General features: G+C 66.5%; 17 protein-coding genes. 10 read left to right on the top strand and 7 right to left on the bottom strand.

Translation table 11 applies throughout. From position 1 onward, the window contains the following. Window positions 1-3 precede the first annotated feature (3 nt). From CXR42_RS01985 to CXR42_RS01970, 4 genes are all read right to left on the bottom strand, one after another. Window positions 4-1,557: a trimethylamine methyltransferase family protein gene (locus CXR42_RS01985; protein ID WP_103255834.1), complete on the bottom strand. Its 1,554-nt coding sequence runs from the start codon at window positions 1,555-1,557 to the stop codon at window positions 4-6. Beyond that, window positions 1,554-2,384 (bottom strand): isocitrate lyase/PEP mutase family protein, encoded by an 831-nt coding sequence (locus tag CXR42_RS01980; RefSeq protein ID WP_103255833.1) that lies wholly within the window; start codon window positions 2,382-2,384, stop codon window positions 1,554-1,556. The genes CXR42_RS01985 and CXR42_RS01980 overlap by 4 nt, the downstream gene beginning before the upstream one ends. Beyond that, the gene (locus CXR42_RS01975) at window positions 2,381-4,819 is read right to left on the bottom strand and encodes a GcvT family protein (RefSeq protein ID WP_103256975.1); all 2,439 of its coding nucleotides are present in this window, start codon (window positions 4,817-4,819) and stop codon (window positions 2,381-2,383) included. Before CXR42_RS01975 ends, CXR42_RS01980 begins: the two co-directional genes overlap by 4 nt. Window positions 4,820-4,887: 68 nt before the next feature. After that, window positions 4,888-7,314 carry a GcvT family protein gene (locus tag CXR42_RS01970; RefSeq protein WP_103255832.1) on the bottom strand — a complete coding sequence of 809 codons (2,427 nt, stop codon included), beginning with the start codon at window positions 7,312-7,314 and terminating at the stop codon, window positions 4,888-4,890. A 177-nt stretch (window positions 7,315-7,491) separates the two neighbouring features. On the opposite strand from CXR42_RS01970, the gene CXR42_RS01965 reads away from it, so the two are divergent. From CXR42_RS01965 to CXR42_RS01935, 7 genes are all read left to right on the top strand, one after another. Then, window positions 7,492-8,337 carry a LysR family transcriptional regulator gene (locus CXR42_RS01965; RefSeq protein ID WP_103255831.1) on the top strand — a complete coding sequence of 282 codons (846 nt, stop codon included), beginning with the start codon at window positions 7,492-7,494 and terminating at the stop codon, window positions 8,335-8,337. Window positions 8,338-8,477: 140 nt separating this feature from the next. Further along, a complete protein-coding gene (rffA, locus tag CXR42_RS01960; RefSeq protein WP_219727913.1) occupies window positions 8,478-9,623 on the top strand; it encodes a dTDP-4-amino-4,6-dideoxygalactose transaminase in 1,146 nt (381 codons plus the stop codon). Between the two features lie 10 nt (window positions 9,624-9,633). Continuing rightward, a complete protein-coding gene (locus CXR42_RS01955) occupies window positions 9,634-10,209 on the top strand; it encodes an acyltransferase (protein WP_103255829.1) in 576 nt (191 codons plus the stop codon). After that, a complete protein-coding gene (locus CXR42_RS01950; protein WP_103255828.1) occupies window positions 10,206-11,099 on the top strand; it encodes a hypothetical protein in 894 nt (297 codons plus the stop codon). Before CXR42_RS01955 ends, CXR42_RS01950 begins: the two co-directional genes overlap by 4 nt. A 96-nt stretch (window positions 11,100-11,195) precedes the next feature. Beyond that, a complete protein-coding gene (locus tag CXR42_RS01945; RefSeq protein WP_103255827.1) occupies window positions 11,196-12,101 on the top strand; it encodes a DMT family transporter in 906 nt (301 codons plus the stop codon). A gap of 455 nt (window positions 12,102-12,556) precedes the next feature. Further along, entirely contained in the window at window positions 12,557-16,243 is a 3,687-nt protein-coding gene (locus CXR42_RS01940) for a vitamin B12-dependent ribonucleotide reductase (protein ID WP_103255826.1), read from the top strand. Then, window positions 16,243-16,794, top strand: coding sequence for an ImmA/IrrE family metallo-endopeptidase (locus CXR42_RS01935; protein WP_146037979.1), 552 nt, complete (start codon window positions 16,243-16,245; stop codon window positions 16,792-16,794). Before CXR42_RS01940 ends, CXR42_RS01935 begins: the two co-directional genes overlap by 1 nt. A gap of 432 nt (window positions 16,795-17,226) precedes the next feature. On the opposite strand, the gene hutU is transcribed toward CXR42_RS01935, so the two are convergent. The 3 genes from hutU to hutI all read right to left on the bottom strand — a co-directional run bounded on the left by hutU (window position 17,227) and on the right by hutI (window position 21,705). Continuing rightward, the gene (hutU, locus tag CXR42_RS01925) at window positions 17,227-18,912 is read right to left on the bottom strand and encodes a urocanate hydratase (protein ID WP_103255823.1); all 1,686 of its coding nucleotides are present in this window, start codon (window positions 18,910-18,912) and stop codon (window positions 17,227-17,229) included. 65 nt (window positions 18,913-18,977) lie between these two features. Next, a complete protein-coding gene (gene hutH, locus CXR42_RS01920) occupies window positions 18,978-20,534 on the bottom strand; it encodes a histidine ammonia-lyase (protein WP_103256974.1) in 1,557 nt (518 codons plus the stop codon). Further along, window positions 20,512-21,705, bottom strand: coding sequence for an imidazolonepropionase (gene hutI / locus CXR42_RS01915; RefSeq protein ID WP_103255822.1), 1,194 nt, complete (start codon window positions 21,703-21,705; stop codon window positions 20,512-20,514). Before hutI ends, hutH begins: the two co-directional genes overlap by 23 nt. Before the next feature lie 66 nt (window positions 21,706-21,771). Between hutI and CXR42_RS01910 the strand changes: the two genes are divergently transcribed. From CXR42_RS01910 to eno, 3 genes are all read left to right on the top strand, one after another. Then, window positions 21,772-23,115, top strand: coding sequence for a formimidoylglutamate deiminase (locus tag CXR42_RS01910; RefSeq protein ID WP_103255821.1), 1,344 nt, complete (start codon window positions 21,772-21,774; stop codon window positions 23,113-23,115). Then, on the top strand, window positions 23,116-23,799 hold the full coding sequence (locus tag CXR42_RS01905; protein ID WP_103255820.1) for a histidine utilization transcriptional repressor HutC: 684 nt from the start codon (window positions 23,116-23,118) through the stop codon (window positions 23,797-23,799). A gap of 127 nt (window positions 23,800-23,926) precedes the next feature. Further along, complete coding sequence (gene eno / locus CXR42_RS01900) at window positions 23,927-25,204, top strand: phosphopyruvate hydratase (RefSeq protein WP_103255819.1); 1,278 nt, start codon at window positions 23,927-23,929, stop codon at window positions 25,202-25,204. Window positions 25,205-25,209: the final 5 nt, after the last annotated feature.

Genomic DNA, 25,209 nt, shown 5'->3' with positions numbered 1-25,209 from the left:
ACCTCACTTGAAGTAGATGTTGAAGCGGGCTCGGATGGCGCGGTCGATCTCGGGATCGATCCGGCTGCCCGCTTTGGCAAGGATAGAGTTCTTGCGCGCGATGGCAGTGTCAAGGAGCAACGGCTTCCCCGCCTCGTTCCATTCCTTCGGCGACATGCGGTTGCCGACATTGGGATAGATGTATTCGGTCTGCATCAGCTTCAGCGTCTGGTCTGACCCCAGATAATGCCCTGGCCCGCCCAGGCAGACCTCTTTCATCGCATCCAGGCTGGTCGAATCCGGCGTCACGTCGATCCCGCGCACCAGCCGCATGGTCTGGCCCAGCAGGTCGTCGCCCAGGACCAGGCTTTCCAGGCAAAAGCCCAGCAAGCTGGCATGCATGCCCACCGCCTCATAGCACATGTTCAGGCCGGCGAGGCCCGCCAGCGCGTTGGTGATCCCCTGTTCCCATCCCGCCTGCATGTCGGGAAGCTTCGAGTCGCTGATCCCCGAGGCCGCGCCCCCCGGCAGGTCGTAGAACCGGTGCATCTGCGCGCAGCCTGCCGTCAGCAGCGCCTGCTCGGCGCTGCCGCCCGACATGGCGCCGGTGCGCAGGTCGCTGACGAACGGCCAGGTGCCAAAGATCGCCGGCGCGCCGGGCTTGATCGCGTTGACGTAGACGACCCCGGCCAGACATTCGGCCACCGCCTGCACGATGGTCAGCGCGATCGGCGCGGGCGCGGTCGCCCCGGCCTGCCCCGCGCTGAGAAGCAGCATCGGCATCCCGCGACGGATGCAATCCTCCATCGTGATGCAGCTTTCTTCGGCGAACTTCATCGGCGGGACGACAAAGCAGTTGGAGTTGCTGACAAACGGCCGCTCCAGCCACTTTTCCTCGCCCCCTGCCACCATGTGCAGCATCTCGAAACAGTCCGCGACATGCGACGGGTCCGAGAACGAGGTGCCGACATGCTTCGTCGTCCCCGACAGACTGCCGTACAGGGTGTTAAGGTCCATCTCCTTGTTGTCGGCGATGTCGCGGCAGACCATCGTTCGCTGGTAGAAATGGATGTTGTCCAGATTGTCGACGAGGCGGGCCGCGTCATACAGATCCTGCGCGGTGCTGTCGCGATACTCCAGCGTGACCGGGTCGACGATATGCACCGCCGCCCCCGCCGTGCCGTAATGCACGTTCGTGCCGGACAGGTGCAGGTCCTGCCTGGGGTCGCGGGCATGCAGGGTGATGTTGCGCGCGGCGATGGCCAGCATGTCCTCGACCAGCGCGCGGGGGAAACGGATGCGGCCGTCATCGCCCAGGATCGCGCCGGCCTCGGTCAGCAGCTTCACGCCTGACGGGGGGGCTTGGGACAGGCCGATCTCTTCCAGCGCGTCCAGCGCGGCGGCGTGGATCTGCTGGACGCCTGCCTCGGACAGGGGTTTGTACTGACCGCCGGGCAGGCCGGGACGAACCGGCTTCACATCGTCGGCCAGGGGGGCGGCCCGCAGTGCGACGCGGGCGGTCCGGCCGCCCGAGCGGCGGTTGCGGGCGGGTTCGCAGATATCGCCGATTTCGGTCATTTGGGAGTTCCCTTGAGGAGAAGTGCGTCGATGTCCTCGCCGCTGGCGGTGCCGGCAAGCGGGTCGAAATGGCCGTGGTCCAGCATCGCCACCGTGGCATCGCGGATGGCAGCATGGGTCAGGCGGGCGATCTGGCTGCCGGTCGAGATGCGGCGCACGCCCATTGTTGCCAGATCAGCAACGGTCAACCGCTTCAGCGGTCCCGCCGCCAGCGCATTCACCGGCTTGGTGACCGAAGCCAGCACCTGCGCCAGTTCCGCGCGACCCGGCGGCACCGGAAGGTAAAGAAGGTCCGCCCCCGCGCGCTCAAAGGCCTGCAGGCGGCGGATGCCCTCGGCCAGGTCATAGGTGCCATGCATCACGCCATCGGCGCGGGCGCAAAAGATCAAGGGGCGGCCCAGGGCCCGCGCGGCCGCGGCCCCGGCCCGGATACGTTCCACCGCCAGATCAAAGGCATAGGGCGCATTGCCGGGGATCATCTGCGTATCCTCGACGCTGATCCCGGACAGGCCCGCCTCGCCCGCCAGCCGCACGGTCTCGGCCACCGCGTCGGGGCTGTCGCCAAACCCGTTCTCGAAATCGCCCGAGACCGGCAGGTCCGTCGCCGCCAGCAGGTCCTGCGCATGGGCCAGTGCCTCGTCCCGGCTGACGCCGCCCAGATCGGGCCGGCCCAGCGTAAAGGCATGCGCGGCCGAACTGGTTGCCAGCGCCTTGGCCCCCAGCGCCGCCATCATCCGCGCGCTGCCCCGGTCCCAGGGGTTCGGGATGACGAAACACCCCGCCTGGTGCAGGTCGTGGAAGGCCTGATGCCGCTGGTCCAGCCTCATGCGCGCACCCGGTCCGAGTTGGGGTCATGCATCGGCACCAGCGAGGCGACTGCCTCATGCCGCTGGCCCGCCACCTCGATCTCATAGCGCGCGCCAAGGATATCGGCGTCCGTCTGCCCCTTGGCCGGCACATAGCCCATCCCGACCGCCCCGCCCAGGAAATGCCCATAGTTGCCGCTGGTCACTGGCCCGACGATTTTCCCATCGCGCACAATGGCTTCGTTGTGGAACAGAAGCGGCTCGGGGTCCGTCAGCCGGAACTGGACCATCCTGCGGTCCAGCCCCGCCTCCGCCTTGCGCAACACCGCCTCGCGGCCCAGGAAGCCAGGTTTCTTGCGGCTGACGGTGAAGCCCAGCCCCGCCTCCAGCACGTGATCCTCATCCGTGATGTCATGGCCCCAATGGCGGTACGCCTTCTCGATCCGGCAGGAATCCAGCGTGTGCAACCCGCACAGCTTCACCTCAGGCGCGGCCTCCATCAAGGCCTCGAAGACATGGGCCGTCTGGTCGGCACTGACATAAAGCTCCCAGCCCAGCTCGCCGACATAGGTCACCCGATGCGCCCGGGCGAGGCCCATGCCAATCTCGATTTCCCTAGCTCGACCAAAGGGATGCACCACATTGCTGAAGTCGTTCGGCGAGACCTTGGCCAGAACCTCGCGCGACTGCGGCCCCATCAGGCACAGCACCGATTCCGCCGCCGTCACATCGGTGATGACGGCAAAGTCCTCGCCGACATGCGCCCGCATCCAGGCCAGATTGCGTTGCAAGGTCGCCCCCGGCACCACCGCCAGATAGGCGGTCTCTGACAGGCGCGTCACGGTAAGGTCGGCCTCTATCCCCCCGCGATCATTCAGGAACATCGTATAAACGATCCGCCCCGGGTCCACATCCATCTGCGCCGAGCAGATGCGGTTCAGGAAAGCGCAAGCGTCGCGCCCCTCGACCCGGATCTTGCCGAAGCTGGTCATGTCGAACAGCCCAACGCCGGTGCGCACGGCCATATGCTCGGCACGCTGGTTCTCGAACCAGTTCTGCCGTTTCCAGGAGTAGCGATACTCCCGCTCCTGCCCCTCATTCGCGAACCAGTTCGCGCGTTCCCAGCCCGCGACCTCGCCAAAGACCGCGCCGCGCGCCTTCAGATGCTCATAGATCGGCGAACGGCGGACGCCGCGCGAGGTGACGACTTGCCGATAGGGGAAGTGGTCGGCGTAGAGAAGGCCCAAGGTCTCGGTCACCCGCTCTTTCAGGTAGCGGCGGTTCTTCTGGAACGGCTGCGCGCGGCGGATGTCGACTTCCCACAGATCGAAGGGCGGCTCGCCTTCGGTGATCCAATGCGCCAGCGCCTGCCCCGCGCCGCCCGAACTGACGATGCCGATGGAATTGTATCCAGCCGCGATCCAATAGCCACGCACCTCGGGCGCCTCGCCCAGGTAGTAGCGGTCGTCGGGGGTAAAGCTTTCGGGGCCGTTGAAGAAGGTGTGGATGCCCGCGGTCTGGAACAGCGGCATCCGGTTCATCGCGTGTTCCAGGATGGGCATGAAGTGGTCCCAATCCTCGGGCAGCGTGTCGAATTCAAAATCCTTGCGGATGCCGTCCATGCCCCAGGGCTTGGCCTTGGGCTCGAAGGCCCCCAGCATCATCTTGCCGGCATCCTGCTTGTAATAGGCGCATTCGTCCGGCACCCGCAGGACCGGCAAATCCTTCAGCCCGTCAACGGGTTCGGTGACAAGGTAGAAGTGTTCGCAGGCGTGCAGGGGCAGCGTCACCCCGTTCTGCGCGGCCAGATCGCGGCCCCACATCCCGCCGCAGTTGACGATCACATCGGCCGCGATATGACCCGGCCCCTCGGCGGTCTCATAGTCCACCCCGGTCACGCGGCCCGCCGACGTCGTGACCTTCGTCACCAGCGCGCCCTCAAAGACCTTCGCGCCCCGCATCCGCGCGCCCTTGGCCAGCGCCATCGCGATATTCGCCGGGTCGCACTGCCCGTCCAGAGGCAGGGCCACCGCCCCCACCACGTCCGAGACGTTCAGCTGCGGATAGCGCGCCTTCACCTCACCCGGCGAGATCTCATGCACCTCGACATCGAAAATCCGCGCGACGGTGGCCTGCCGCAGCAACTCCTCATGCCGTTCTGCCGTCAGCGCGACCGAGATCGAGCCGACCTGCTTCATCCCGGTGGCGACCCCGGTTTCGGCCTCCAACCCACGATACAAATCCGCCGAGTACTTCGCCAACCGGGTCATGTTCGCCGACCCGCGCAATTGCCCGATCAGCCCCGCCGCATGCCAGGTGGTGCCAGAGGTCAGCTTCCTCCGCTCCAGAAGCACCACATCGGTCCAGCCCGCCTTGGCCAGATGATAGGCCACCGAACAGCCCGAGACCCCGCCCCCGATCACCACCGCCCGCGCTTTCGTCGGTATATCAGCCACCACCCAGCCTCATTTTCTGTCCAAAAATATCCCGGGGGTCCGGGGGCTGGCCCCCGGTCCGCCGCCCGTCACGCGCGGATGCGCTCGTTCTTCGCGTCCCAGGCCGGACCGTCCGACAGAATCGTAGCCTTGACCCGCTCGCCGAAGATTTCCACCTCGACCTCGGTCCCCGCCACCGCCAGGTCCGCCCGCAGCATGCCCAGCGCCATTGAATGCCCCACGCGGTAACCCCAGGCGCCCGAGGTCGTCTCGCCGACGACCTGACCCGCATGCCACAGCGTCGACATATAGGGCGCGTCACACTCCCCCGCTTCGACCTTCAACGACACGAACCGCTTCTTCACCCCACGCTGCTTTTCCGCCGCCAGGGCCGCCTTGCCCGGGAAATCATGCCCCCAGTCGATGAACCGCTCCAACCCGCCTTCCAGCAGCGAATAGTCGGTGGACAGATCGCCCTTCCAGGCGCGGTAGCCCTTCTCGATGCGCATGGAATTCAGCGCTTTCATCCCAAAGGGCTTGGCCCCCCCAGCCAAAAGCGCGTCGTAGATATGCGCAGCATCCCCCCGGTCACAGTGGATTTCCCAGCCAAGCTCTCCGGCAAAGGACACGCGCACCAGCGCCACGTCCTTGCCCGCGACCTTGGCGAAATACTGGACCGAGAGCCAGGGCAGCGTCAGGTCGGCCTCACTGATCCCCGCCAGAAGATCCCGCGCCTTGGGGCCGGTGACGATGAAACAGTGGATCTTGTCCGACCAGTCCTCCAGCGTGACACCCTCGGGCAGGCCCTTGCGCAGGATGTCGGCGTCGTGGCCTTGCGCGACGGCAGCGGTGATGACGCCCACATCCTCGTCGCTGAACGGCAGGCAGGTCATCTCGGTGACGATCCGGCCCCGGTCATCGGCAAAGTAGATCAGCCCCATCCGCCCCGGCTGCGGCAGTTTCGACGCGGTCAGGCTGGCCAGATGCGCCCGCGCGCCCGGCCCGACCAGCCGCAGCCGCGTGAAGCCCGGCAGGTCCAGGACCCCGACCCCATCCCGCACCGCCTCGCACTCGGCCTTGATCCGCGCCTCCCACGGGCCCGCGCGGCCCCAGGTCTGCGTCGCCTCCCAGCCGGTGTCGTCGCCAGGGGCGGCGAACCATTCCGCCCGCTCCCAGCCGTTATAGGGCGAGAATTGCGCGCCCAGCGCCTTCAGTCGGTCATGGACCGGCGAGAGCTTCCGGTCCGCCCCCGCAGGCCAGCGCGCCATCGGGAAATGCATCCCGTATTCGTGGCCATAGACCTCCATCCCCTTGGCGACCAGATAGTCGTGATCCTCCCAGCCGTTGAAACGGCGCGGGTCGCAGGACCACATGTCCCATTCGGTCCCGCCCTCGGTCACCCATTCCGCCAGCACCTTCCCCGCGCCGCCCGCCTGGCAGATGCCGAAGGTAAAGACGCAGGCCTCGAACGCATTCGGCACGCCGGGCATCGGCCCGATGAGGGGGTTGCCATCCGGCGTATAGGGGATCGGCCCATTGATCACCTTGGTCAGGTTCGCCTGCGCGAGCAGTGGCACCCGCGCCATCGCGTCGTTGATATGCCACTCCAGCCGCTCCAGATCGTCGGGGAACAGCTGGAAGCTGAAATCCTCCGGCATCGGATCGTCCGGCGTCGCCCAATGCGCGCGGCAGGGGTTCTCGTATGGCCCCAGGTTGAAGCCCATCTTCTCCTGCCGCAGGTAGTAGCTGGAATCCACATCCCGCAGCAAAGGCAGCTTGTGGCCCGTCTCCTTGGTCCAGGCCTCCAGCGCGGGGATGGTGTCGAACAGCATGTACTGGTGGCTCATCACCATCATCGGCACCCGGCGCCCGAACATCGCGCCGACCTGCGCGGCATAATAACCGCCCGCGTTCACCACATACTCGGCCCGCACCTCGCCCTTCGGCGTCGACAGAACCCACTCCGACCCCGTCCAGCGCGCCGCCGTCACCGGGCAGAACCGCTCGATCCGCGCCCCCAGCTTGCGCGCCCCGGTCGCCAGCGCCTGCGTCAGCTGCGCCGGGTCGATGTCGCCGTCATAGGGATCATACAGCGCCCCCCTCAGGTCATGCGTCTCCACGAACGGATAGCGCGAGGTGATCTCGTCCGGCGCCAGGATATCCAGGTCCATCCCCTGATAGCGCCCCATCCCGACAACGCGCTTGAACTCCTGCAACCGCTCCTTCGAGTGTCCCAGGCGGACCGACCCGGTGACATGATAATTCATCGGATACCCGACCGCCTCGCCCAGGCCCCGGTAAAGGCCCGCCGAATAGCGCTGCATGTTCATGATCGACCAGGACGACGAGAACGTCGGCACGTTGCCCGCCGCATGCCAGGTCGACCCTGCCGTCAGCTCGTTCTTTTCCAGCAGCAGCGCATCGGTCCAGCCCGCCTTGGCCAGGTGATACAAGGCCGAGGCCCCGACCGCCCCGCCCCCGATGATGACCACCCGTGCAGACGCAAATTCCGCCATCGCCGCCTCCCTGACTTGGCGACACTATCCGCTGCAATGCACCCGCTTTCAATTCGGCCAGAACCGGGCTATTGATCGACAAACCCGATCACTGTCCATTTTCTGTCCGCAAATATCCTCTGGGGGTCCGGGGGGCGAAGCGCCCCCGGGGTCTGCCACAAACGCAACGGCCCGCCCATGCAGATCGACCTCCTCGACACCTTCCTCGACCTTGCGGAAAGCCGCAGCTTCCACCGCACGGCCGAGCGTTTGCGGATCACCCAGTCCACCGTCTCGGCCCGCGTCTCCGCCTTGGAGCAAGCGGTCGGCCAGCGCCTTTTCGACCGCTCCCGCGCCGGAACCGACCTCACGCCCGAGGGCAAGCGCTTCGAACCCCATGCCCGCGCCCTGCGCCATGAATGGAACGAGGCCAAGCGCCGCATCCAGATCCCGCAGGGGGCGGCGCAACTTCTTCGCCTCGGCATCCAGAACGACCTTGCCGCCGTCTACCTGGGCGACTGGGTGGCCGAGTTCCGCGCCGCCTTTCCCGAAACTGCCTTCTACGTCGAGCCGGATTATTCCAACCAGATGTGCGCCGACCTCTTGACCGGCATCCTGGACTTTGCGGTCATGTTCAGCCCCAAGCCGCACCCCGACCTGCATTTCGACAGCGTGGGCGAGGTGACGTACCGGATGATCTCGACCGACACCCCGCATCTGGCCGAAGTCCGCGCGAACCGCTTCGTCTTTGCCCATTTCTCCCCGGCCTTCGAGGAGATGCACCGCCAGACCACCCCCGACCTTGCCGCCTCGCCCGTCTCGGTGGGCCAATCGGGCTCGGTCGTCTCGCTGCTGACGGCGATGGGCGGGTCGGGCTATGTGCTGGAAAAGACGGCGCAGGACCTGATCGCCGCCCCGCGGTTCATGGCCGTGGCGGATGCTCCGGCCCTGCGCCAGCCGGTCTTTGCCGCCATCCACATCCGGCACCGGACCCTGCCGCTGCACCGCAAGCTGACGCAACTCGTCGCCCGGCATTTCGGCTAGGCCCGCACACGCCTGCCCACCACCAGCCCGGCGGTCGCCCGGCCGACCGTCGCCGCCCTGACGGGACCGGCCTTGACCATTCCGCTGTCGGTTGTGATAGCTGGGGACAGGCGCGTATGAGTTATGGGTGGCGGTCGATCTTGGCGAAGATACCATTCAACCGTCCCTCGATCCTGGGCCGCGAACTTGTCAACCTGCAGGAAGCCGTCGACCTGGGCCAGCTTTCCGGCGACGGGGCCTTCACCCGCGCCTGCAACCAGCGCATCGTCGAGATGACCGGGGCAAAGGCGGCACTTCTGACCCATTCCTGCACCGCCGCGTTGGAGATGGCGGCGCTGCTGTGCGACCTTGCACCGGGGGATGAGGTCATCATGCCCTCTTTCACCTTCGTCTCGACCGCCAACGCCGTCGCCTTGCGCGGCGCGGTGCCGGTCTTTGTCGACATCGACCCCGCGACGCTGAACCTTGACCCCGTGGCCACGGCCCGCGCCGTGACGGCCCGCACCAAGGCGATCTTCGCCGTCCACTACGCGGGCTTTCCCGCCGCGATGGACCAGCTGGCGCAGACCGCCCGCGAACACGGGCTGCTTTTGGTCGAGGATGCGGCCCAGGCGCTTGGCTCTACCCTGCACGGCCGCCCGGCGGGAAGCTTGGGCGACATGGCCGCCTTCAGCTTCCACGAGACCAAGAACATCATCAGCGGCGAGGGTGGCGCACTGACGCTGATGCGCCCCGACCTGGTCGAACGGGCCGAGATCATCCGCGAAAAGGGCACCAACCGCTCGCGCTTCCTGCGCGGGCAGGTCGACAAGTACACCTGGGTCGACCTTGGCTCGTCCTACCTGCCGGGCGAGCTGATCGCCGCCTTCCTGTCCGGCCAGCTTGACCATGCCGAGATGATCCGCGCCCGCAGGCTGGCGATCTTCGACCACTATGCCACCGGCTTTGCCGAGATGGAGGACACCGGACGCCTGCGCCTGCCCCATGTGCCGCCCGGCGTCACCGGCAACGGCCACATGTTCTACCTCCTTCTGCGCGACATCGAGGACCGCGACGCCTTCATCGCCCATATGCGCGGCCAGGGGATCATCACCCCGTTCCACTATGTCCCGCTGCACTCGGCCCCTGCCGGGCTGCGCTATGGCCGGGCGGCGGGCGCGCTGCCGGTGACCGACGACATCTCGGCCCGGCTGGTCCGGCTGCCGATGTTCCAAGCGCTGACGGACGAGGGCGTGGACCAGATCATCCGGGCGGCGCGGGATTGGCTGCGCGCCGACAACACCTGAAGGAAAACCGATGGCGTATCTAAGTCAGGAAGCACTTGAGGCGATGGGGTTTGCCTATCTCGGCAAGAATGTGCGCATCTCGGACAAGGCATCCATATACAACGCAGATCAGATGCGGATCGGCGACAACAGCCGGATCGATGATTTCTGCGTGGTGTCGGGCAAGGTTGAAATCGGACGGAATGTCCATATCGCGCCCCTTTGCCTGGTCGCCGGGGGCACTCCGGGGATCGTTTTCGATGATTTCTCGGCGCTCGCCTATCACGGATCGGTATTCGCCCAGTCTGACGATTACTCAGGGGCTTTCCTGACCAACCCAACCGTACCGGCCCGCTTCACGCATGTGACCCGCGCCGCAATCCGTATTGGCAGGCATGTCCTTATCGCGACGAACTGCACGATTTGCCCCGGTGTGGAACTCGGCGACGGTTCCGCTGTCGGCGCATGTTCGCTTGTCATGAAGTCTTGTCCGCCGTGGACAATTCTTGCAGGTTCACCAGCCAAGAAGTTGAAGGACCGGCGCCAGGACATGCTCAAGCTTGAAGCCGAGTATCTGGCATCTGAAACCGCGTCCGCCGAGAAATGAACCCCCGCTACCTGGTGGTGGCCCCACCCTACAGCCCCGACCAGGGCGGCGCGATCTTCCTGCACCAGCTGGTCCATGCGCTGAACCGGCTGGGCGCGCCGGCAGCACTCTGGCCGATCCGACAGCGGGCGCGCCATCAGCTGCTGGACCGGGCGCGCGACCTGCTGCGCCGACCCTCTCGGCTGTGGCGCCCGCCCGCCTTTGCAACCTCGCCCGCGCTGGACACCCCCGTCGCCACCCCTGCCCAGCTGACGCGCGACAGCATCGTCGTCTACCCCGAGATCGTGCTGGGCAACCCCTTGAAGGCCCGCCACGTTGTCCGCTGGCTCCTCTACCGGCCCGGCCTGCGCGATCCCTACCAGTTCGGCCCCGACGAGATGTTCTTCCGCGCCGGCGAGATGTCGGACCTGCCCGACCTGACCGGCGGCGCGCCGGACCTCTTTCTCTGGGCGGTGAACCCCGCCTACCGCGACGAAGGGCGCACCGACCGCAAGGGGGCCTGCTTCCTGGTGCGCAAGGGCGACCAGAAGCCCCGCATCCCGCAGACCGAGGGCGCGATCCAGATCGACGGGCTGCCGCACGAGGAAATCGCCGCGATCTTCAACCGCTGCGAGGTGTTCTATTCCTATGACGAGGCCAGCTTCTACTCGCAATACGCCGCCATCTGCGGCTGCCGCAGCGTGGTGGTGCCGGGCCTCTACCCCTCGCGGCAGGACTGGGTGCGCGAGCATCCGGTGGCCGAGTTCGGCGTCGCCTATGGCCTGGACGACCTGGCCCATGCCGACGCGACGCGTCACCGGGTGATCGACCTGCTGCGCGCGAAAGAGGCCGCGGGGCTGGAGACCGTCCGCACCTTCATCACCCTGACCGCAGCGCGGTTTCCCGGATAGACCCCGGCCGAAGGTGGGTGACTCACCCACCCTCCCCCGCTTGCCGCCGCAGCACCGCCCGTGCCACAACCCCGACCAGCGACAGGAGAGACCGCGATGCGCAAGGACCGGCTTGATGCCTTCGGGGGGGCGGCGCTTTTGGGGGTGACGGCCCTTCTGGCCTTCAACCAGATCCTGATCAAGCTGGTGAACACCGGCCTGCAACCCGTGTTCTTCGCCGGCCTGCGCTCGGCCCTTGCCGTGCTGTTCGTCTGGGCCTGGCTGGTCTGGAAGCGCCGACCGCCGCATCTGAGTCGGGCCTCGCTTGGTCCCGGCCTGCTGATCGGTGCCGTGTTTGCGGCCGAATTCCTGTTCCTGTTCCTTGCCCTGGACCTGACCACCGTCGGCCGCGCCTCCATCATCATGTATTCGATGCCGGTCTGGTTCGCGATCCTGGCGCATTTCGGCCTGGGCGAGCGGATCACGCCGCTCAAGGCCACTGGCCTTGCGCTGGCCTTTGCCGGATGCGCCACCGCGATCCTGTCGCGCCCCGCCACCGGCGAGGCCAGCCTGATCGGCGATCTCTGCGCGCTTGGCGCGTCCTGGGGCTGGGCGCTGACGGCCTATGTCGCGCGCCGCCCGGTGATGCGGGCCGAGGGGCCAGAGATGCAGCTGTTCTGGATGGTGCTGGTCTCGGCCCCGCTCCTGCTGCTGCTGGCACCCCTGTTCGGGCCCTTGGTGCGTGAGCTGACCTGGGTCCACCTTGCCGGGCTTTTGTTCCAGTCCTCGGTCGTGGTGGCGGGGGGCTTCATCACCTGGCTTTGGCTGATGTCGGTCTATCCTTCGGCCACCGTGGCGTCCTTCTCGTTCCTGACGCCGATCCTGGCCCTGGCCATGGGCGCGTTAATCTTTGGCGAATCCATCACTTGGGCGATTCTCCTCGCGTCGGCTCTGGTTGGGGCCGGCATCGTCTTGATCAACCGCCCCGCCGCCCGCGCGCCGGGCACCGCCCCCGCCCGGTAGAATCGCGTCCCCGGGGGTTTTCCCGTCCCCGGTCGGGTTTCAGGCTTGCCCCGCAACCGGGCCGCATTCCTTGCAAATCCGCCGATCTTCACAAACCGTGCGAAGTCTGTCCCCAGACCTGTCCACATCCACGCCCCGCCCACAGGGCGAAATCGCTGGTTGTGTCCCCCTGATCGTCAAGGCGCAAAATTTTCATTCGTGCCAAATTTTCTCGTTGATCGACGGGGATGATTACGACACTTTGACGAAGCGGTCGAAGATACCACTAAATCTAGTGCCGCGACGAACAGGTTAGACAAGCACCCCAAAGCGGCATCCGAAGGGATGCGACCCTCTCTGCGGCCATGCCGCAGGGCTCGGGTTGGTATTGTCTGTGCGTCGCGCAGCAGGGTGGGTCGGACCGGGGACCAGAAACGAAAAGCGGCCACAGGGCCGCATGAACGGAGACCAGGGGCATGCAGATCGAGCGGAAGTTCACCCAGGCGGCAACCGGCGCCTATGGCACGATGGCTTTCACCACCACCGTATCCGAAATCCGTAACCCGGATGGCAAGATCGTGTTCCGCAACGAGGCCGTCGAGGTCCCCGAGGGCTGGAGCCAGGTCGCCTCGGACGTGCTGGCCCAGAAGTATTTCCGCAAGGCCGGCGTCCCTGCCGTCTCGAAGCGCGTGAAGGAAAAGGGCGTTCCCGAATTCCTGTGGCGCTCGGTCCCCGATGAGGACGCGCTGGCCCAACTGCCGGAAGATCAGCGTTTTGTCGGCGAGACTTCGGCCAAGCAGGTCTTTGATCGCCTCGCCGGGGCCTGGGCCTATTGGGGCTGGAAGGGTGGTTATTTCACCACCGAAGCCGACGCCCGCGCCTATTACGACGAGATGCGCTTCATGCTGGCCCGCCAGATGGCCGCGCCGAACAGCCCGCAATGGTTCAACACCGGCCTGCACTGGGCCTACGGCATCGACGGCCCGTCGCAGGGCCACTTCTACGTCGACCACCAGACCGGCAAGCTGACCAAGTCGGCCTCGGCCTACGAACACCCCCAGCCCCACGCCTGCTTCATCCAGTCGGTCAAGGACGACCTGGTGGGCGACGGCGGCATCATGGACCTCTGGGTCCGTGAAGCCCGTCTCTTCAAATACGGCTCCGGCACCGGGACCAACTTCTCCTCGCTGCGCGGCGAGGGCGAAAAGCTTTCGGGCGGCGGCAAATCCTCGGGCCTGATGGGCTTCCTCAAGATCGGTGACCGGGCTGCCGGTGCCATCAAGTCCGGCGGCACCACCCGCCGCGCGGCCAAGATGGTCATCATCGACATGGACCACCCGGACGTCGAGGACTTCATCAACTGGAAGGTCATCGAAGAGCAGAAGGTCGCCAGCCTTGTCGCCGGCTCCAAGATGCATGAGGCCCGCCTGAACGACATCTTCGCCGCGATCAAGTCCTTCGACGGCAGCATGGACGGCGCGACCGACCCGACCCTGAACCCGGCCCTCAAGGCCGCAATCAAGGCCGCCAAGAAGGCGATGATCCCCGACACCTACACCAACCGCATCCTGCAATACGCACGGCAGGGCTTCACCTCGATCGAATTCCCGACCTACGACACCGACTGGGATTCCGAGGCCTACATCTCGGTCTCCGGCCAGAACTCCAACAACTCGGTCCGCGTCACCGACGCCTTCCTCAAGGCCGTCCGCGATGACAAGCCGTGGGAGCTGATCCGCCGCACTGACGGCAAGGTCGCCAAGACCGTCTCGGCGCGCCAGCTTTGGGACCAGATCGGCCACGCCGCCTGGGCCTGCGCCGACCCGGGCATCCAGTTCCACGACACCGTCAACGCCTGGCACACCTGCCCCGAGGACGGCGCGATCCGGGGCTCCAACCCCTGCTCGGAATACATGTTCCTCGACGACACCGCCTGCAACCTGGCGTCGATGAACCTCCTCACCTTCTTCCATGACGGCAAGTTCGACGCCGACGCCTATGTCCATGCCACCCGGCTCTGGACCGTGACGTTGGAAGTCAGCGTGATGATGGCGCAGTTCCCGTCCAAGGAAATCGCCCAGCTCTCCTACGACTTCCGCACCCTCGGCCTCGGCTACGCCAACATCGGCGGCCTTCTGATGAACATGGGCCTTGGCTACGACTCGGACGAAGGCCGCGCCCTCTGCGGCGCGCTGACGGCGGTGATGACCGGCGTCTCCTATGCAACCAGCGCGGAAATGGCCAAGGAACTCGGCCCCTTCTCCGGCTACCAGCGCAACGCGGCCCACATGCTGCGCGTCATCCGCAACCACCGCGCGGCAGCCCACGGCACGGCCTATGAGGGCCTGAACGTCCCCGCCGTTGCCCTTGACCACGCGAACTGCCCCGACCAGGCCCTTGTCGCCCTTGCGAAATCCGCCTGGGACGAGGCGCTGCGCCTGGGCGAAGCCCACGGCTACCGCAACGCCCAGACCACCGTGATCGCCCCCACCGGCACCATCGGCCTGGTCATGGACTGCGACACCACCGGGATCGAGCCTGACTTCGCCCTCGTCAAGTTCAAGAAACTCGCCGGCGGCGGCTACTTCAAGATCATCAACCAGTCGGTCCCCGCGGCCCTCGAAACCCTGGGCTACTCCACCTCCCAGGCCGCCGAAATCGTCGCCTACGCCGTCGGCCACGGCTCCCTCGGCCAGGCCCCGGCGATCAACCACACCGCGCTGATCGGCCACGGCTTCGGCCCGCGCGAGATCGAGAAGATCGAGGCCGCCCTGCCCTCGGCCTTCGACATCCGCTTCGTGTTCAACCAGTGGACCCTGGGTGAAGAGTTCTGCAAGGGCACCCTCGGCATCCCGGCGGAAAAGCTGAACGACCCCACCTTCGACCTGCTGCGTCACCTTGGCTTCACCAAGGCCCAGATCGACGCCGCCAACGACCATGTCTGCGGCACGATGACCCTGGAAGGCGCGCCCTTCCTGAAGGAAGCGCATTACAAGGTTTTCGACTGCGCCAACCCCTGCGGCAAGAAGGGCAAGCGTTTCCTCTCGGTGGAAAGCCACATCCACATGATGGCCGCCGCCCAGTCGTTCATCTCGGGCGCGATCTCCAAGACGATCAACATGCCGAACAACGCCACCATCGCGGAAACGCTGGCGGCCTATGAACTCTCCCACTCGCTGGGGATCAAGGCCAACGCGCTTTACCGCGACGGCTCCAAGCTCAGCCAGCCGCTGGCATCGGCGCTGATCGAGGACGACGAAGAGGCGGAAGAGATCCTGACCAACGGCTCGATCATGGAAAAGGCCCAGGTCGTCGCCGAGAAGATCGTCGAAAAGGTGATCGTGAAAGAGATCATCAAATCGCACCGCGAAAAGCTGCCCGAGCGTCGCAAGGGCTATACCCAGAAGGCCATCGTCGGCGGCCACAAGGTCTATCTCCGCACCGGCGAATACCAGGACGGCAGCTTGGGCGAGATCTTCATCGACATGCACAAGGAAGGGGCCGGCTTCCGGGCGATGATGAACAACTTTGCCATCGCGGTCTCGGTCGGCCTGCAATACGGCGTCCCGCTGGAAGAGTTTGTCGAGGCTTTCACCTTCACCCGGTTCGAGCCCGCCGGCATGGTCCAGGGCAACGACAGCGTGAAGAACGCGACCTCGATCCTGGACTACATCTTCCGCGAACTGGCGATCAGCTACCTGGACCGCACCGACCTTGCGCATGTCGCCCCCACCGGCGCCAGCTTCGACGACCTTGGCCGCGGGAATGAGGAAGGCAAGCGCAACATCGCCGAGCCGAGCGACGTGGCCGCGTCCAAGTCGCTGGAGGTTCTGCGCCAGGTCGCCTCGACCGGCTACATGCGCAAACGCCTGCCGCAGGAATTCACCGTCCTGCAAGGCGGCCAGGGTGTCAGCGCCTTCGGCGGCTTCGCCACCGGCACCGACAGCGCCGCCCCGATGGCTGCCATGGTCAGCGAGACCCGCGTCAGCGGCTTCTCGGAATCGACCAGCACCTACGCCATCGGCACCGCCGACGCCCGCACCAAGGCCAAGCTGCAAGGCTACACCGGCGACAGCTGCGGCGAGTGCGGCAACTACACGCTGGTCCGCAACGGCACCTGCCTGAAGTGCAACAGCTGTGGCGCGACGACCGGGTGCAGCTGATGAGTGGTTATCTTTTCAGTAAGGATCCTCGCATCCAGGATTGGGAACGGCAGAAGCTGAGGAGCTTTTGCACTACCCTTGAGCGCGACACCGTTGTGCTTGCGGGCCAGTTTGGGCTTAAAGTCTTCCAGAAGGAAATGCTGCCTTACGAACGTGGTTCACTCGACAAAGCCCCCGAATTTGGCTCGAAGTCCGGTTGGGTGATCAGGGTTAACGGAAACGACCGGCTTGAGACGCAGAATTTCACGATCGCTCATGAATTGGGACACTTTGTCCTTCATCGTGCGCGTTTGGCTGCCCTTGACGCTTTCGATGGCCGAGTCCACCGAGATAGTGAGAACGCTACTGACCCGTTCACATATCTTGACGAGCGGGACCCGATCATGGAGGCCGAAGCAAATGGCTTTGCAGCTGCTTTGCTCATGCCCTTGAACCTTTTCCGTCCGGCCCACCGCCGCCTAAATGGAGATTGCGCTGCGCTTTCGCGTCTCTTCGTAGTGTCTGAGGGGGCCGTTCGGAAGCGGGTGATAGAGCTTCGGGATGCTCTGTGAGGAGTTAAGTCGATGGCAACCAACCCGCCGAGCGGAGACAATCGCCGAAAGGGTTCGGTAAAGGATCGGACTAAGGTCCATAATCCAGTGACCGATACTTGGACCAAGCGGGGACCCGACGGGCGCTTCATGGACGGCAAGAAGGATGGAACTCCGTTCAAAGGCGTAGCGAAGGAGCCGGACGGCCGCAGGAAGAAGTAGGCGCGCAGAAAGGCCCATTTCCTTCCCGAAATATCCCACGGGGGTCCGGGGGTGTGAAACCCCCGGTCCGCCGCCAGCCCGCGAAACCTCGGTTGGGAACAGAACGCCTCCCCCAACCCTAGGGAACGTATGGGTGGGGGCAGCCGGTGCAAACCTTAACACCACCCTAACGGAAACGACCAACCCGTTGAAATCCCACCAGAACCCAAATCTGTCCACCGTGGACAGCCCTCAGTTCCCCAGGATTCCCGGCAGCCGCAACCCATGCTCCTTCGCGCAGGTGATGGCCGTCTCGTACCCCGCATCCGCATGCCGCCAGACGCCCGAGGCCGGGTCGTTCCACAAGACCCGTTCCAGCCGTTTCGCGGCCTCCGGCGTCCCGTCGGCGACGATCACCACCCCGGCGTGCTGGCTGAACCCCATCCCGACCCCCCCGCCATGATGCAGGGAAACCCAGGTCGCCCCCGAAGCGGTGTTCACCAGGGCATTCAGAAGCGGCCAGTCCGACACCGCATCCGACCCGTCCCGCATCGCCTCGGTCTCCCGGTTGGGGCTCGCGACCGACCCCGAATCCAGATGATCCCGCCCGATCACGATCGGCGCCTTCAACTCTCCGCTCGCCACCATCTCGTTGAACATCAGCCCTGCCCGGTGCCGGTCCCCGAGGCCGATCCAGCAGATCCGCGCCGGCAGCCCCTGAAACGCGATCCGCTCGCCCGCCATGTCCAGCCAGCGGTGGAGGTGCGCGTTGTCCGGGAAGAGCCGCTTCATCGCCGCGTCGGTCTTGCGGATATCCTCGGGATCGCCGGAGAGGGCCACCCAACGGAACGGGCCGATCCCCTTGCAGAACAGGGGGCGGATATAGGCCGGCACGAAGCCGGGGAAGGCGAAGGCGTTCTCCAGCCCCTCTTCCTTCGCGACCTGGCGGATGTTGTTGCCGTAGTCCAGCGTCGGGACCCCGGCATTCCAGAAGCCCACCATCGCCTCGACATGCACCCGCATCGAGTGTCGCGCCGCCGTCTCGACCGCGGCAGGGTCCGTTTCTTGCTTCGCCCGCCACTCAGCCACCCTCCAGCCCAGCGGACAGTAGCCGTGCAACGGATCGTGGGCCGAGGTCTGGTCGGTCACGATATCCGGCCGCACCCCGCCCGCCTTCATCCGGGCCAGCAGCTCAGGAAAGACCTCGGCCGCGTTGCCCAGCAGACCCACCGACTTCGCCTCGCCCTTAGCGGTCCAGTCGGCGATCATGGCAAGGGCCTCGTCCAGCGTCCGGGCCTTGGCATCGACATAGCGGGTGCGCAGGCGGAAATCGATGCGGGTCTCATCAACCTCGACCGCCAGACAGCAGGCCCCCGCCATCACCGCAGCCAGCGGCTGCGCGCCACCCATGCCGCCCAAGCCCCCGGTGAGAATCCAGCGGCCCTTGAGGTCGCCGCCATAATGCTGCCGGCCCGCCTCGGCAAAGGTCTCGTAGGTTCCCTGCACGATCCCTTGCGTCCCGATATAGATCCAGGAGCCGGCGGTCATCTGGCCGTACATCATCAGGCCCTTGCGATCCAACTCGTTGAAATGCGCCCAGGTCGCCCAGTGCGGCACGAGGTTCGAGTTGGCAATCAACACCCGGGGCGCGTCCGCATGGGTCCGCACGATGGCGATGGGCTTGCCCGACTGCACCACCAGAGTCTCGTCGGCCTCCAGATCCTTGAGCCCGGCGACGATGCGGTCGAAATCCTGCCAGGTCCGGGCCGCGCGGCCGATGCCGCCATAGACCACCAACTCATGCGGGTTCTCGGCAACATCGGGATGCAGGTTGTTCATCAGCATCCGCATCGCGGCTTCGGTCTGCCAGCTTTTGCAGGTCCGCTCGGTCCCGGTCGGCGGGTAGATGTCACGCTGGTTGTGGCGGGGGTTCGTCATTGCGGGCTCCATCGCTGGTGGAGACCCCGGGGGCGCTTCGCCCCCCGGACCCCCAGAGGATATTTTCAGACAGAAAATGGGGTCAGATCGGGGAGGGCGAGTCCCGTAGCATGAGAGAGGGTGCCTGCGGCCACAAGGGCGGCGGCGCAGGCGAGGTCGGGGGCGAGGTAGCGGTCGTCGGTGAGAGCGGGTACTTCGGCGCGGAAGGCGCGGACGGCGGCTTGCAGGGGGGCGGAGGTCGTCAAGGGCGCGCGGAACTCCACGCCTTGTGCGGCGCACATCGCCTCGACGCCGAGGATGACGTTCAGGTTCTTCACCATGCGTCGCAACCGCCGCGCGCCGTGGGCGGCCATGCTGACATGGTCCTCCTGGTTGGCGCTGGTGGGTGTGCTGTCGATGACCGTCGGATGGGCGAGGTGCTTGTTCTCGCTCATCAGGGCAGCGGTCGTCACCTCAGCGATCATCAGGCCGGAGTTGAGGCCCGGTTTCGGCGTCAGGAACGCGGGCAGGTCGAAGCTGAGCGTCGGGTCCACCATCAACGCGACCCGGCGTTGGGCAATCGCGCCGATCTCGGCCAGGGCCATGGCGATCATATCGGCTGCAAAACCAACAGGTTCAGCGTGGAAGTTGCCACCGCTGACGATCTGGCCGTCGGACAGGACAAGGGGGTTGTCCGTGGCGGCATTCGCCTCGATTTCCAGGGTGCGGGCGGCCATGCGCAGGACATCCATTGCGGCGCCGGTGACCTGGGGCTGGCAACGGATGCAATAGGGGTCCTGGACGCGCGTGTCGCCGTCGCGGTGGCTGTCGCGGATCTCGCTGCCAGCTAGCAGCGCGCGCATCGCGGCGGCGGCGTCAATCTGGCCTGGCTGACCGCGCAGGGTGTGGATCTCCAGCTCCAGCGGCGCGGTGGAGCCCATGATCGCGTCGGTAGAAAGTGCCGAGATCACCAGCGCCTCTTGCGCCGCACGCCACCCCTGGAACAGGCCTGCAAGGGCATAGGCGGTGGAAAACTGGGTGCCGTTGATGAGAGCGAGGCCCTCCTTGGGGCCAAGCGTGATCGGCGAAAGTCCTTTTGATGCAAGCGCTTCCGCGCCGGTCATGATCTGACCATCCACCGTCGCCTCGCCGTGTCCGGTCATCACGGCGGTCATATGCGCCAGGGGTGCCAAGTCGCCAGAAGCCCCAACCGAGCCCTGGTCGGGGATCACCGGGGTGATGCGGTGGAGAAGCATCGCCTCGATCAGGTCCACGACCTGAAGCCGGACGCCCGAGGCGCCCCGGCCAAGGGAGAGGAGTTTCAGCACCATCATCAGGCGGGCGACATCCTCGGGCATCGGCGCACCCACGCCGCAGCAATGGCTGAGGATCAGGTTTTTCTGCAAGGTTTCCGTATCTTGCGGGGCGATCTTCACGGAAGCCAGCTTGCCGAAGCCGGTGTTGACCCCATAAACCGCCGCGCTGCCCTGTGCTGCCGCCGCGATGTGGCGGGCCGCCCGCAGGATGCCGGGTCTGGCGCTGTCATCCAGCCGGGCCGGACGCTGGTCGCGAAAGAGGCGTTCAAGCTGGGCGAGGGAGACCTGGCCGGGGATCAGGATTTCAGGCGTCAAGGCGGCCTCCATAGATGCGGGCGTGAAGGGGAGTGGCCCCGATGCGGTAGCTGAGTTCCGCCGGGTGGTCGGCCTCCCAGATGCAAAGATCGGCGCGAAGGCCGGGGGCAATGCGGCCCCGGTCGGCAAGGCCCAGGGCGCGGGCGGCATGGGCGGTGGTGCCCAAGAGCGCCTCCTCCGGCGTGAGGCGGAAGAGGGTGCAGGCCAGGTTCATCGCCAAGGTCAGCGAGGCCAGGGGCGAGGAGCCGGGGTTCAGGTCGGTCGCGACGGCCATCGGAACTTGCGCCGCGCGCAGGGCCTGGATCGGCGGGGCCTGGGTTTCGCGCAGGGTGTAGAAGGCACCGGGCAGGATCACGGCGACCGTTCCGGCTGCGGCCATCGCGGCGATGCCGTCGGGGGAGAGGTATTCCAGATGGTCGGCGGACAGCGCCTGGTGCCGGGCGGCGAAGGCGGCGCCCTGCTGGTCGGTCAACTGCTCGGCATGAAGCTTCACCGGCAAGTCCAGGGCGCGGGCCTCGGCAAAAAGCGGGGCGAGGTCGGCGGTGGAAAAGGCGATGGTCTCGCAGAAGGCGTCGACGGCGTCGACCAGTCCTTCGGCATGGGCAGCGCGGAGAGAGGGAAGCGCGACCTTCTCGATGTAACCCTTTGCATCACCTGTGAATTCCGGTGGCACGGCATGTGCGGCAAGGTGGGTAGTCTTCACCGTCACCGGCCGATGCAAGGCGATCTCGCGGGCGGCGCGCAGCATCTTCAGCTCGTCCTCGATCGTCAGGCCGTAGCCGGATTTCACCTCGACCGTCGTGGCACCCGAGGCGATCAGCTGGTCGATCCGTGGCAGGGCAAGGGCGAGGAGCTGGTCCTGCGAGGCGGCGCGGGTTGCGGTCACGGTGGACAGGATGCCGCCGCCGGCCTGCGCGATCTGGGCGTAGCTGGCGCCCTGCAGTCGCAACTCGAACTCGGCCGCGCGGTGGCCGGCGTGGATGGCGTGGGTGTGGCAGTCGATCAGGCCGGGGGTGACCAGGCGGCCCTGGCAGGCATGTTCGGGCAAAGTGCGGAAGGCGGTGGGAAGGTCGGCCATCGGGCCGGCCCAGGCGATGCGGTCCCCGTCAAGCGCCACGGCGGCGTCGCGGATCAGGCCGTAGCCTCCGGTCATCGTCGCAAGGGTGGCGTGGGTCAGGAGCATCGGCTTGCCTTATGCGCGTTTGATTGGCTAATATGTCTAGACATAATTCAAGTCAAGTGAGTCGCCATGATCCTGCACGCCGCCACTGCCCTGCTGCCTGACGGCTGGGCCAAGGATGTCCGCCTTCGCATCGAGGCCGGCCGGATCATCGAAGTGACGACCGGCGTTGCGGGTGCCGGGCATGGATGCCTGCTGCCGGCGCCGGTCAACCTGCACTCCCACACCTTCCAGCGCGCGATGGCCGGGCTGACCGAGGGGCGGACGGCCGGACAGGACAGCTTCTGGACCTGGCGCGCGCTGATGTACCGCTTTCTGGAACGGCTTTCGCCCGAGGATGTCGAAGCGATTGCCGCACAGGCGATGGTCGAGATGGCCGAGGCCGGGTTTGCGGCGGTCTGCGAGTTCCATTACCTCCACCACCCGGTTGGCGGCGGCAGCTATGCCGACCCGGCCGAGATGTCGGGGCGGATCGTCGCGGCGGCGTCCGAGACCGGCCTTGGCCTGACGCATCTGCCGGTGATCTATGAGCAGGGCGGGGTCGACGGGCGGGCGCTGGCGGGGGGGCAGTTGCGCTTTGGCTCCTCGCCTGCCCTCTTCGCGCAGGTGCTGGAGGGCGCGGGGCGGGCGCTGGTGGGGATGCCGGATGCGATCCTCGGCGTCGCGCCGCACAGTCTGCGGGCGGTCAGCCGGGGGACGCTGGACCGGGTGGCCGGAATGGCGCCGGGTGGCCCAGTGCATATCCACATTGCCGAGCAGGTGGCAGAGGTCGACGAGGTCCGCGCCGCCTGGGGTGCGCGGCCGGTGGAATGGGCGGTGGGGAACCTGCCCCTCGACACGCGCTGGTGCATGATCCATGCCACCCAGATGACGCCGGACGAAACGGCGGCCCTGGCCCGGACCGGGGCGGTTGCCGGCCTTTGCCCGATCACCGAGGCGAACCTGGGCGACGGGATCTTCGACGCGCCGGGCTGGCTTGCGGCCGGGGGCGCGTTCGGGGTGGGAAGCGACAGCAACGTCCGCATCGCGCTGGCCGAGGAGTTGCGGCTTTTGGAATACTCGCAGCGCCTGGGCCGGAAGGCGCGGGCGGTGATCGCCGACGAACGCTCCACCGGCCGGCGGCTGTGGGAGGCAGCGGCAGCGGGCGGCGCGCAGGCGGCGGGCCGGGGTCGTGGCGTGATTGCCGTTGGCGAATGGGCGGACCTGGTGGCGCTGGATACTGGCGATTTGCGGCTGGAGGGGATGGCGGGCGATCCGTTGCTGGATGCTTTCGTCTTTGCCGGCCGCGACGGGTTGGTGACCGATCTTTGGTCGGCGGGTCGTCACATCGTGCAGGGCGGCCGCCACATCGCCTGCGACGCGGTTGCGGCCCGGTTCCGCGCGACGATGCGCGGCCTGCGCGAGGCGCTGTAGATGCTGGGCTGGGAAGCTATCCGCGCCGAAGTCCTGCGCCGCATCCGTGCCCGCGACTGGCCCCCGGGCGGGTTGATCCCGGGCGAAGAGGCACTGGCCGAGGAATTCGGCGTCGCCCGCGCCACGGTGAACCGGGCCTTGCGCGACCTGGCCGAAGCCGGGGTGATCGAACGGAAGAAGCGCGCCGGCACCCGGGTGGCCGAACTGCCGGTGCGCCGGGCGCGGCTGGAAATCCCGGTGATCCGGCTGGACGTGCTGGGCCGGGGTCTGGCCTATGACTTCCAGCTGCTTGTCGACCGGATGGCCCCTGCCCCGGTTCCGGTCGCGGCCCGGCTTGGCCTGCCCGAAGCCGCCCCGATGCGCTATCTTGAGACGGTGCACCTGGCTGGGGGCCGGCCCTATGTGCTGGAGGCGCGCTGGCTGAACCCCGGGGTCCTGCCCCCCGACCCGCCGGACTTTTCCACTGTCAGTGCCAACGAATGGCTGGTGACGCATGTCAGCCTGGTCTCGGGCGACATCGCCTTCACCGCGGAAGCGGCCAGCCTGCGCGAGGCCGAGGTGCTGGGGGTCGCCCCCGGCACGCCGCTTCTGGTGGCGGAACGGACCACCCATGGCACCGAGGGGCCAGTCACGCTGGTCCGCCTGGCCCACGCGCCGGGCCATCGGGTGCAGATGGTGTTCTGAAGCCGGGCGTAAGGTGGGCGATATCGCCCACCCTACCCCCGACCAGGACGCAAACCGGCTTTCCTTGCGGCAGGCCAGGCGGTAAAGCGTGGCGGGAGAGCACCCTTCGGCCTTGAGGAAACCACCCATGAGCACGATCATCGACATTCACGCCCGCGAAATCCTGGACAGTCGGGGCAACCCGACGGTCGAGGTGGACGTCACGCTGGAGGACGGCAGCATGGGCCGGGCCGCCGTGCCCTCGGGCGCGTCCACCGGCGCGCATGAAGCGAACGAGCGGCGCGATGGCGACAAGGGCCGTTACAAGGGCAAGGGCGTGCTGGAGGCCGTCGCGGCCGTCAACGGCGAGATCGCCGAAGAGATCGTCGGCTTCGACGCCACCGAACAGGTCGGCATCGACCGCACGATGATCGAGATGGACGGCACCCCGAACAAGTCGCGCCTGGGTGCGAACGCGATCCTGGGCGTGTCGCTTGCGGTGGCGAAGGCCGCAGCCGAATACACCGCGCAGCCGCTGTACCGCTATGTCGGGGGCACTTCGGCCCGCGTGCTGCCCGTGCCGATGATGAACATCATCAACGGCGGCGAGCATGCCGACAACCCGATCGACATCCAGGAATTCATGATCATGCCGGTGGGCGCGTCCGATATCCGCGAGGCGGTTCGGATGGGGTCGGAAGTGTTCCACACGCTGAAGAAAGAGTTGCAGGCCGCGGGCCACAACACCGGGATCGGCGATGAAGGCGGCTTCGCGCCGAACTTGAACTCTGCCCGTGATGCGCTTGATTTCATTCTGAAATCTATCGAGAAGGCCGGCTATCGCCCGGGCGAAGATATCTATCTGGCGCTGGACTGCGCGGCCACCGAATACTTCAAGGGCGGCCGCTATGAGATGAAGGGCGAAGGCAAGTCGCTGAGCATCGAGGAGAACGTCGAGTTCCTGGCGGGTCTGGCTGCGGATTACCCGATCATCTCGATCGAAGACGGCTGCTCGGAGGACGACTGGGCGGGCTGGAAACTGCTGACCGACCGTCTGGGATCGAAGATCCAGCTGGTTGGCGATGACCTCTTCGTCACCAACCCGCGCCGTCTGGCCGAGGGGATCAAGGCCGGCTGCGCGAACTCCATGCTGGTGAAGGTGAACCAGATCGGCACCCTGACCGAGACGCTGCAGGCCGTCGATATGGCGCATCGCGCGCGCTATACCAACGTGATGAGTCACCGGTCGGGCGAGACCGAGGATTACACGATTGCCGATCTCGCTGTGGCGACGAACTGCGGCCAGATCAAGACCGGGTCGCTGTCGCGGTCGGACCGGCTGGCGAAGTACAACCAGCTGATCCGGATCGAGGAAATGCTGGGCGAGACGGCGGAATATGCCGGCCGTTCGGTCCTGAAGGGCTGACAGTT

The organism is Tabrizicola aquatica (assembly GCF_002900975.1).
GTDB classification, from domain to species: Bacteria; Pseudomonadota; Alphaproteobacteria; order Rhodobacterales; family Rhodobacteraceae; genus Tabrizicola; species Tabrizicola aquatica.
Note: the sequence above shows the minus strand (reverse complement) of the source record. Positions and strands in the feature narration are given on the sequence as shown.

What these genes read in the sequence shown, in the direction of transcription:
- hutU (WP_103255823.1), bottom strand. Translation starts at nt 18,912, where the DNA reads ATGACGAACCCCCGCCACAACCAGCGTGACATCTACCCGCCGACCGGG.
- CXR42_RS01905 (WP_103255820.1), top strand. Translation starts at nt 23,116, where the DNA reads ATGCTGGGCTGGGAAGCTATCCGCGCCGAAGTCCTGCGCCGCATCCGT.
- CXR42_RS01950 (WP_103255828.1), top strand. Translation starts at nt 10,206, where the DNA reads ATGAACCCCCGCTACCTGGTGGTGGCCCCACCCTACAGCCCCGACCAG.
- CXR42_RS01985 (WP_103255834.1), bottom strand. Translation starts at nt 1,557, where the DNA reads ATGACCGAAATCGGCGATATCTGCGAACCCGCCCGCAACCGCCGCTCG.
- hutI (WP_103255822.1), bottom strand. Translation starts at nt 21,705, where the DNA reads ATGCTCCTGACCCACGCCACCCTTGCGACGATGACCGGAGGCTACGGC.
- CXR42_RS01970 (WP_103255832.1), bottom strand. Translation starts at nt 7,314, where the DNA reads ATGGCGGAATTTGCGTCTGCACGGGTGGTCATCATCGGGGGCGGGGCG.
- CXR42_RS01965 (WP_103255831.1), top strand. Translation starts at nt 7,492, where the DNA reads ATGCAGATCGACCTCCTCGACACCTTCCTCGACCTTGCGGAAAGCCGC.
- CXR42_RS01940 (WP_103255826.1), top strand. Translation starts at nt 12,557, where the DNA reads ATGCAGATCGAGCGGAAGTTCACCCAGGCGGCAACCGGCGCCTATGGC.
- eno (WP_103255819.1), top strand. Translation starts at nt 23,927, where the DNA reads ATGAGCACGATCATCGACATTCACGCCCGCGAAATCCTGGACAGTCGG.
- CXR42_RS01945 (WP_103255827.1), top strand. Translation starts at nt 11,196, where the DNA reads ATGCGCAAGGACCGGCTTGATGCCTTCGGGGGGGCGGCGCTTTTGGGG.
- CXR42_RS01955 (WP_103255829.1), top strand. Translation starts at nt 9,634, where the DNA reads ATGGCGTATCTAAGTCAGGAAGCACTTGAGGCGATGGGGTTTGCCTAT.
- CXR42_RS01935 (WP_146037979.1), top strand. Translation starts at nt 16,243, where the DNA reads ATGAGTGGTTATCTTTTCAGTAAGGATCCTCGCATCCAGGATTGGGAA.
- CXR42_RS01980 (WP_103255833.1), bottom strand. Translation starts at nt 2,384, where the DNA reads ATGAGGCTGGACCAGCGGCATCAGGCCTTCCACGACCTGCACCAGGCG.
- CXR42_RS01910 (WP_103255821.1), top strand. Translation starts at nt 21,772, where the DNA reads ATGATCCTGCACGCCGCCACTGCCCTGCTGCCTGACGGCTGGGCCAAG.
- hutH (WP_103256974.1), bottom strand. Translation starts at nt 20,534, where the DNA reads ATGGAGGCCGCCTTGACGCCTGAAATCCTGATCCCCGGCCAGGTCTCC.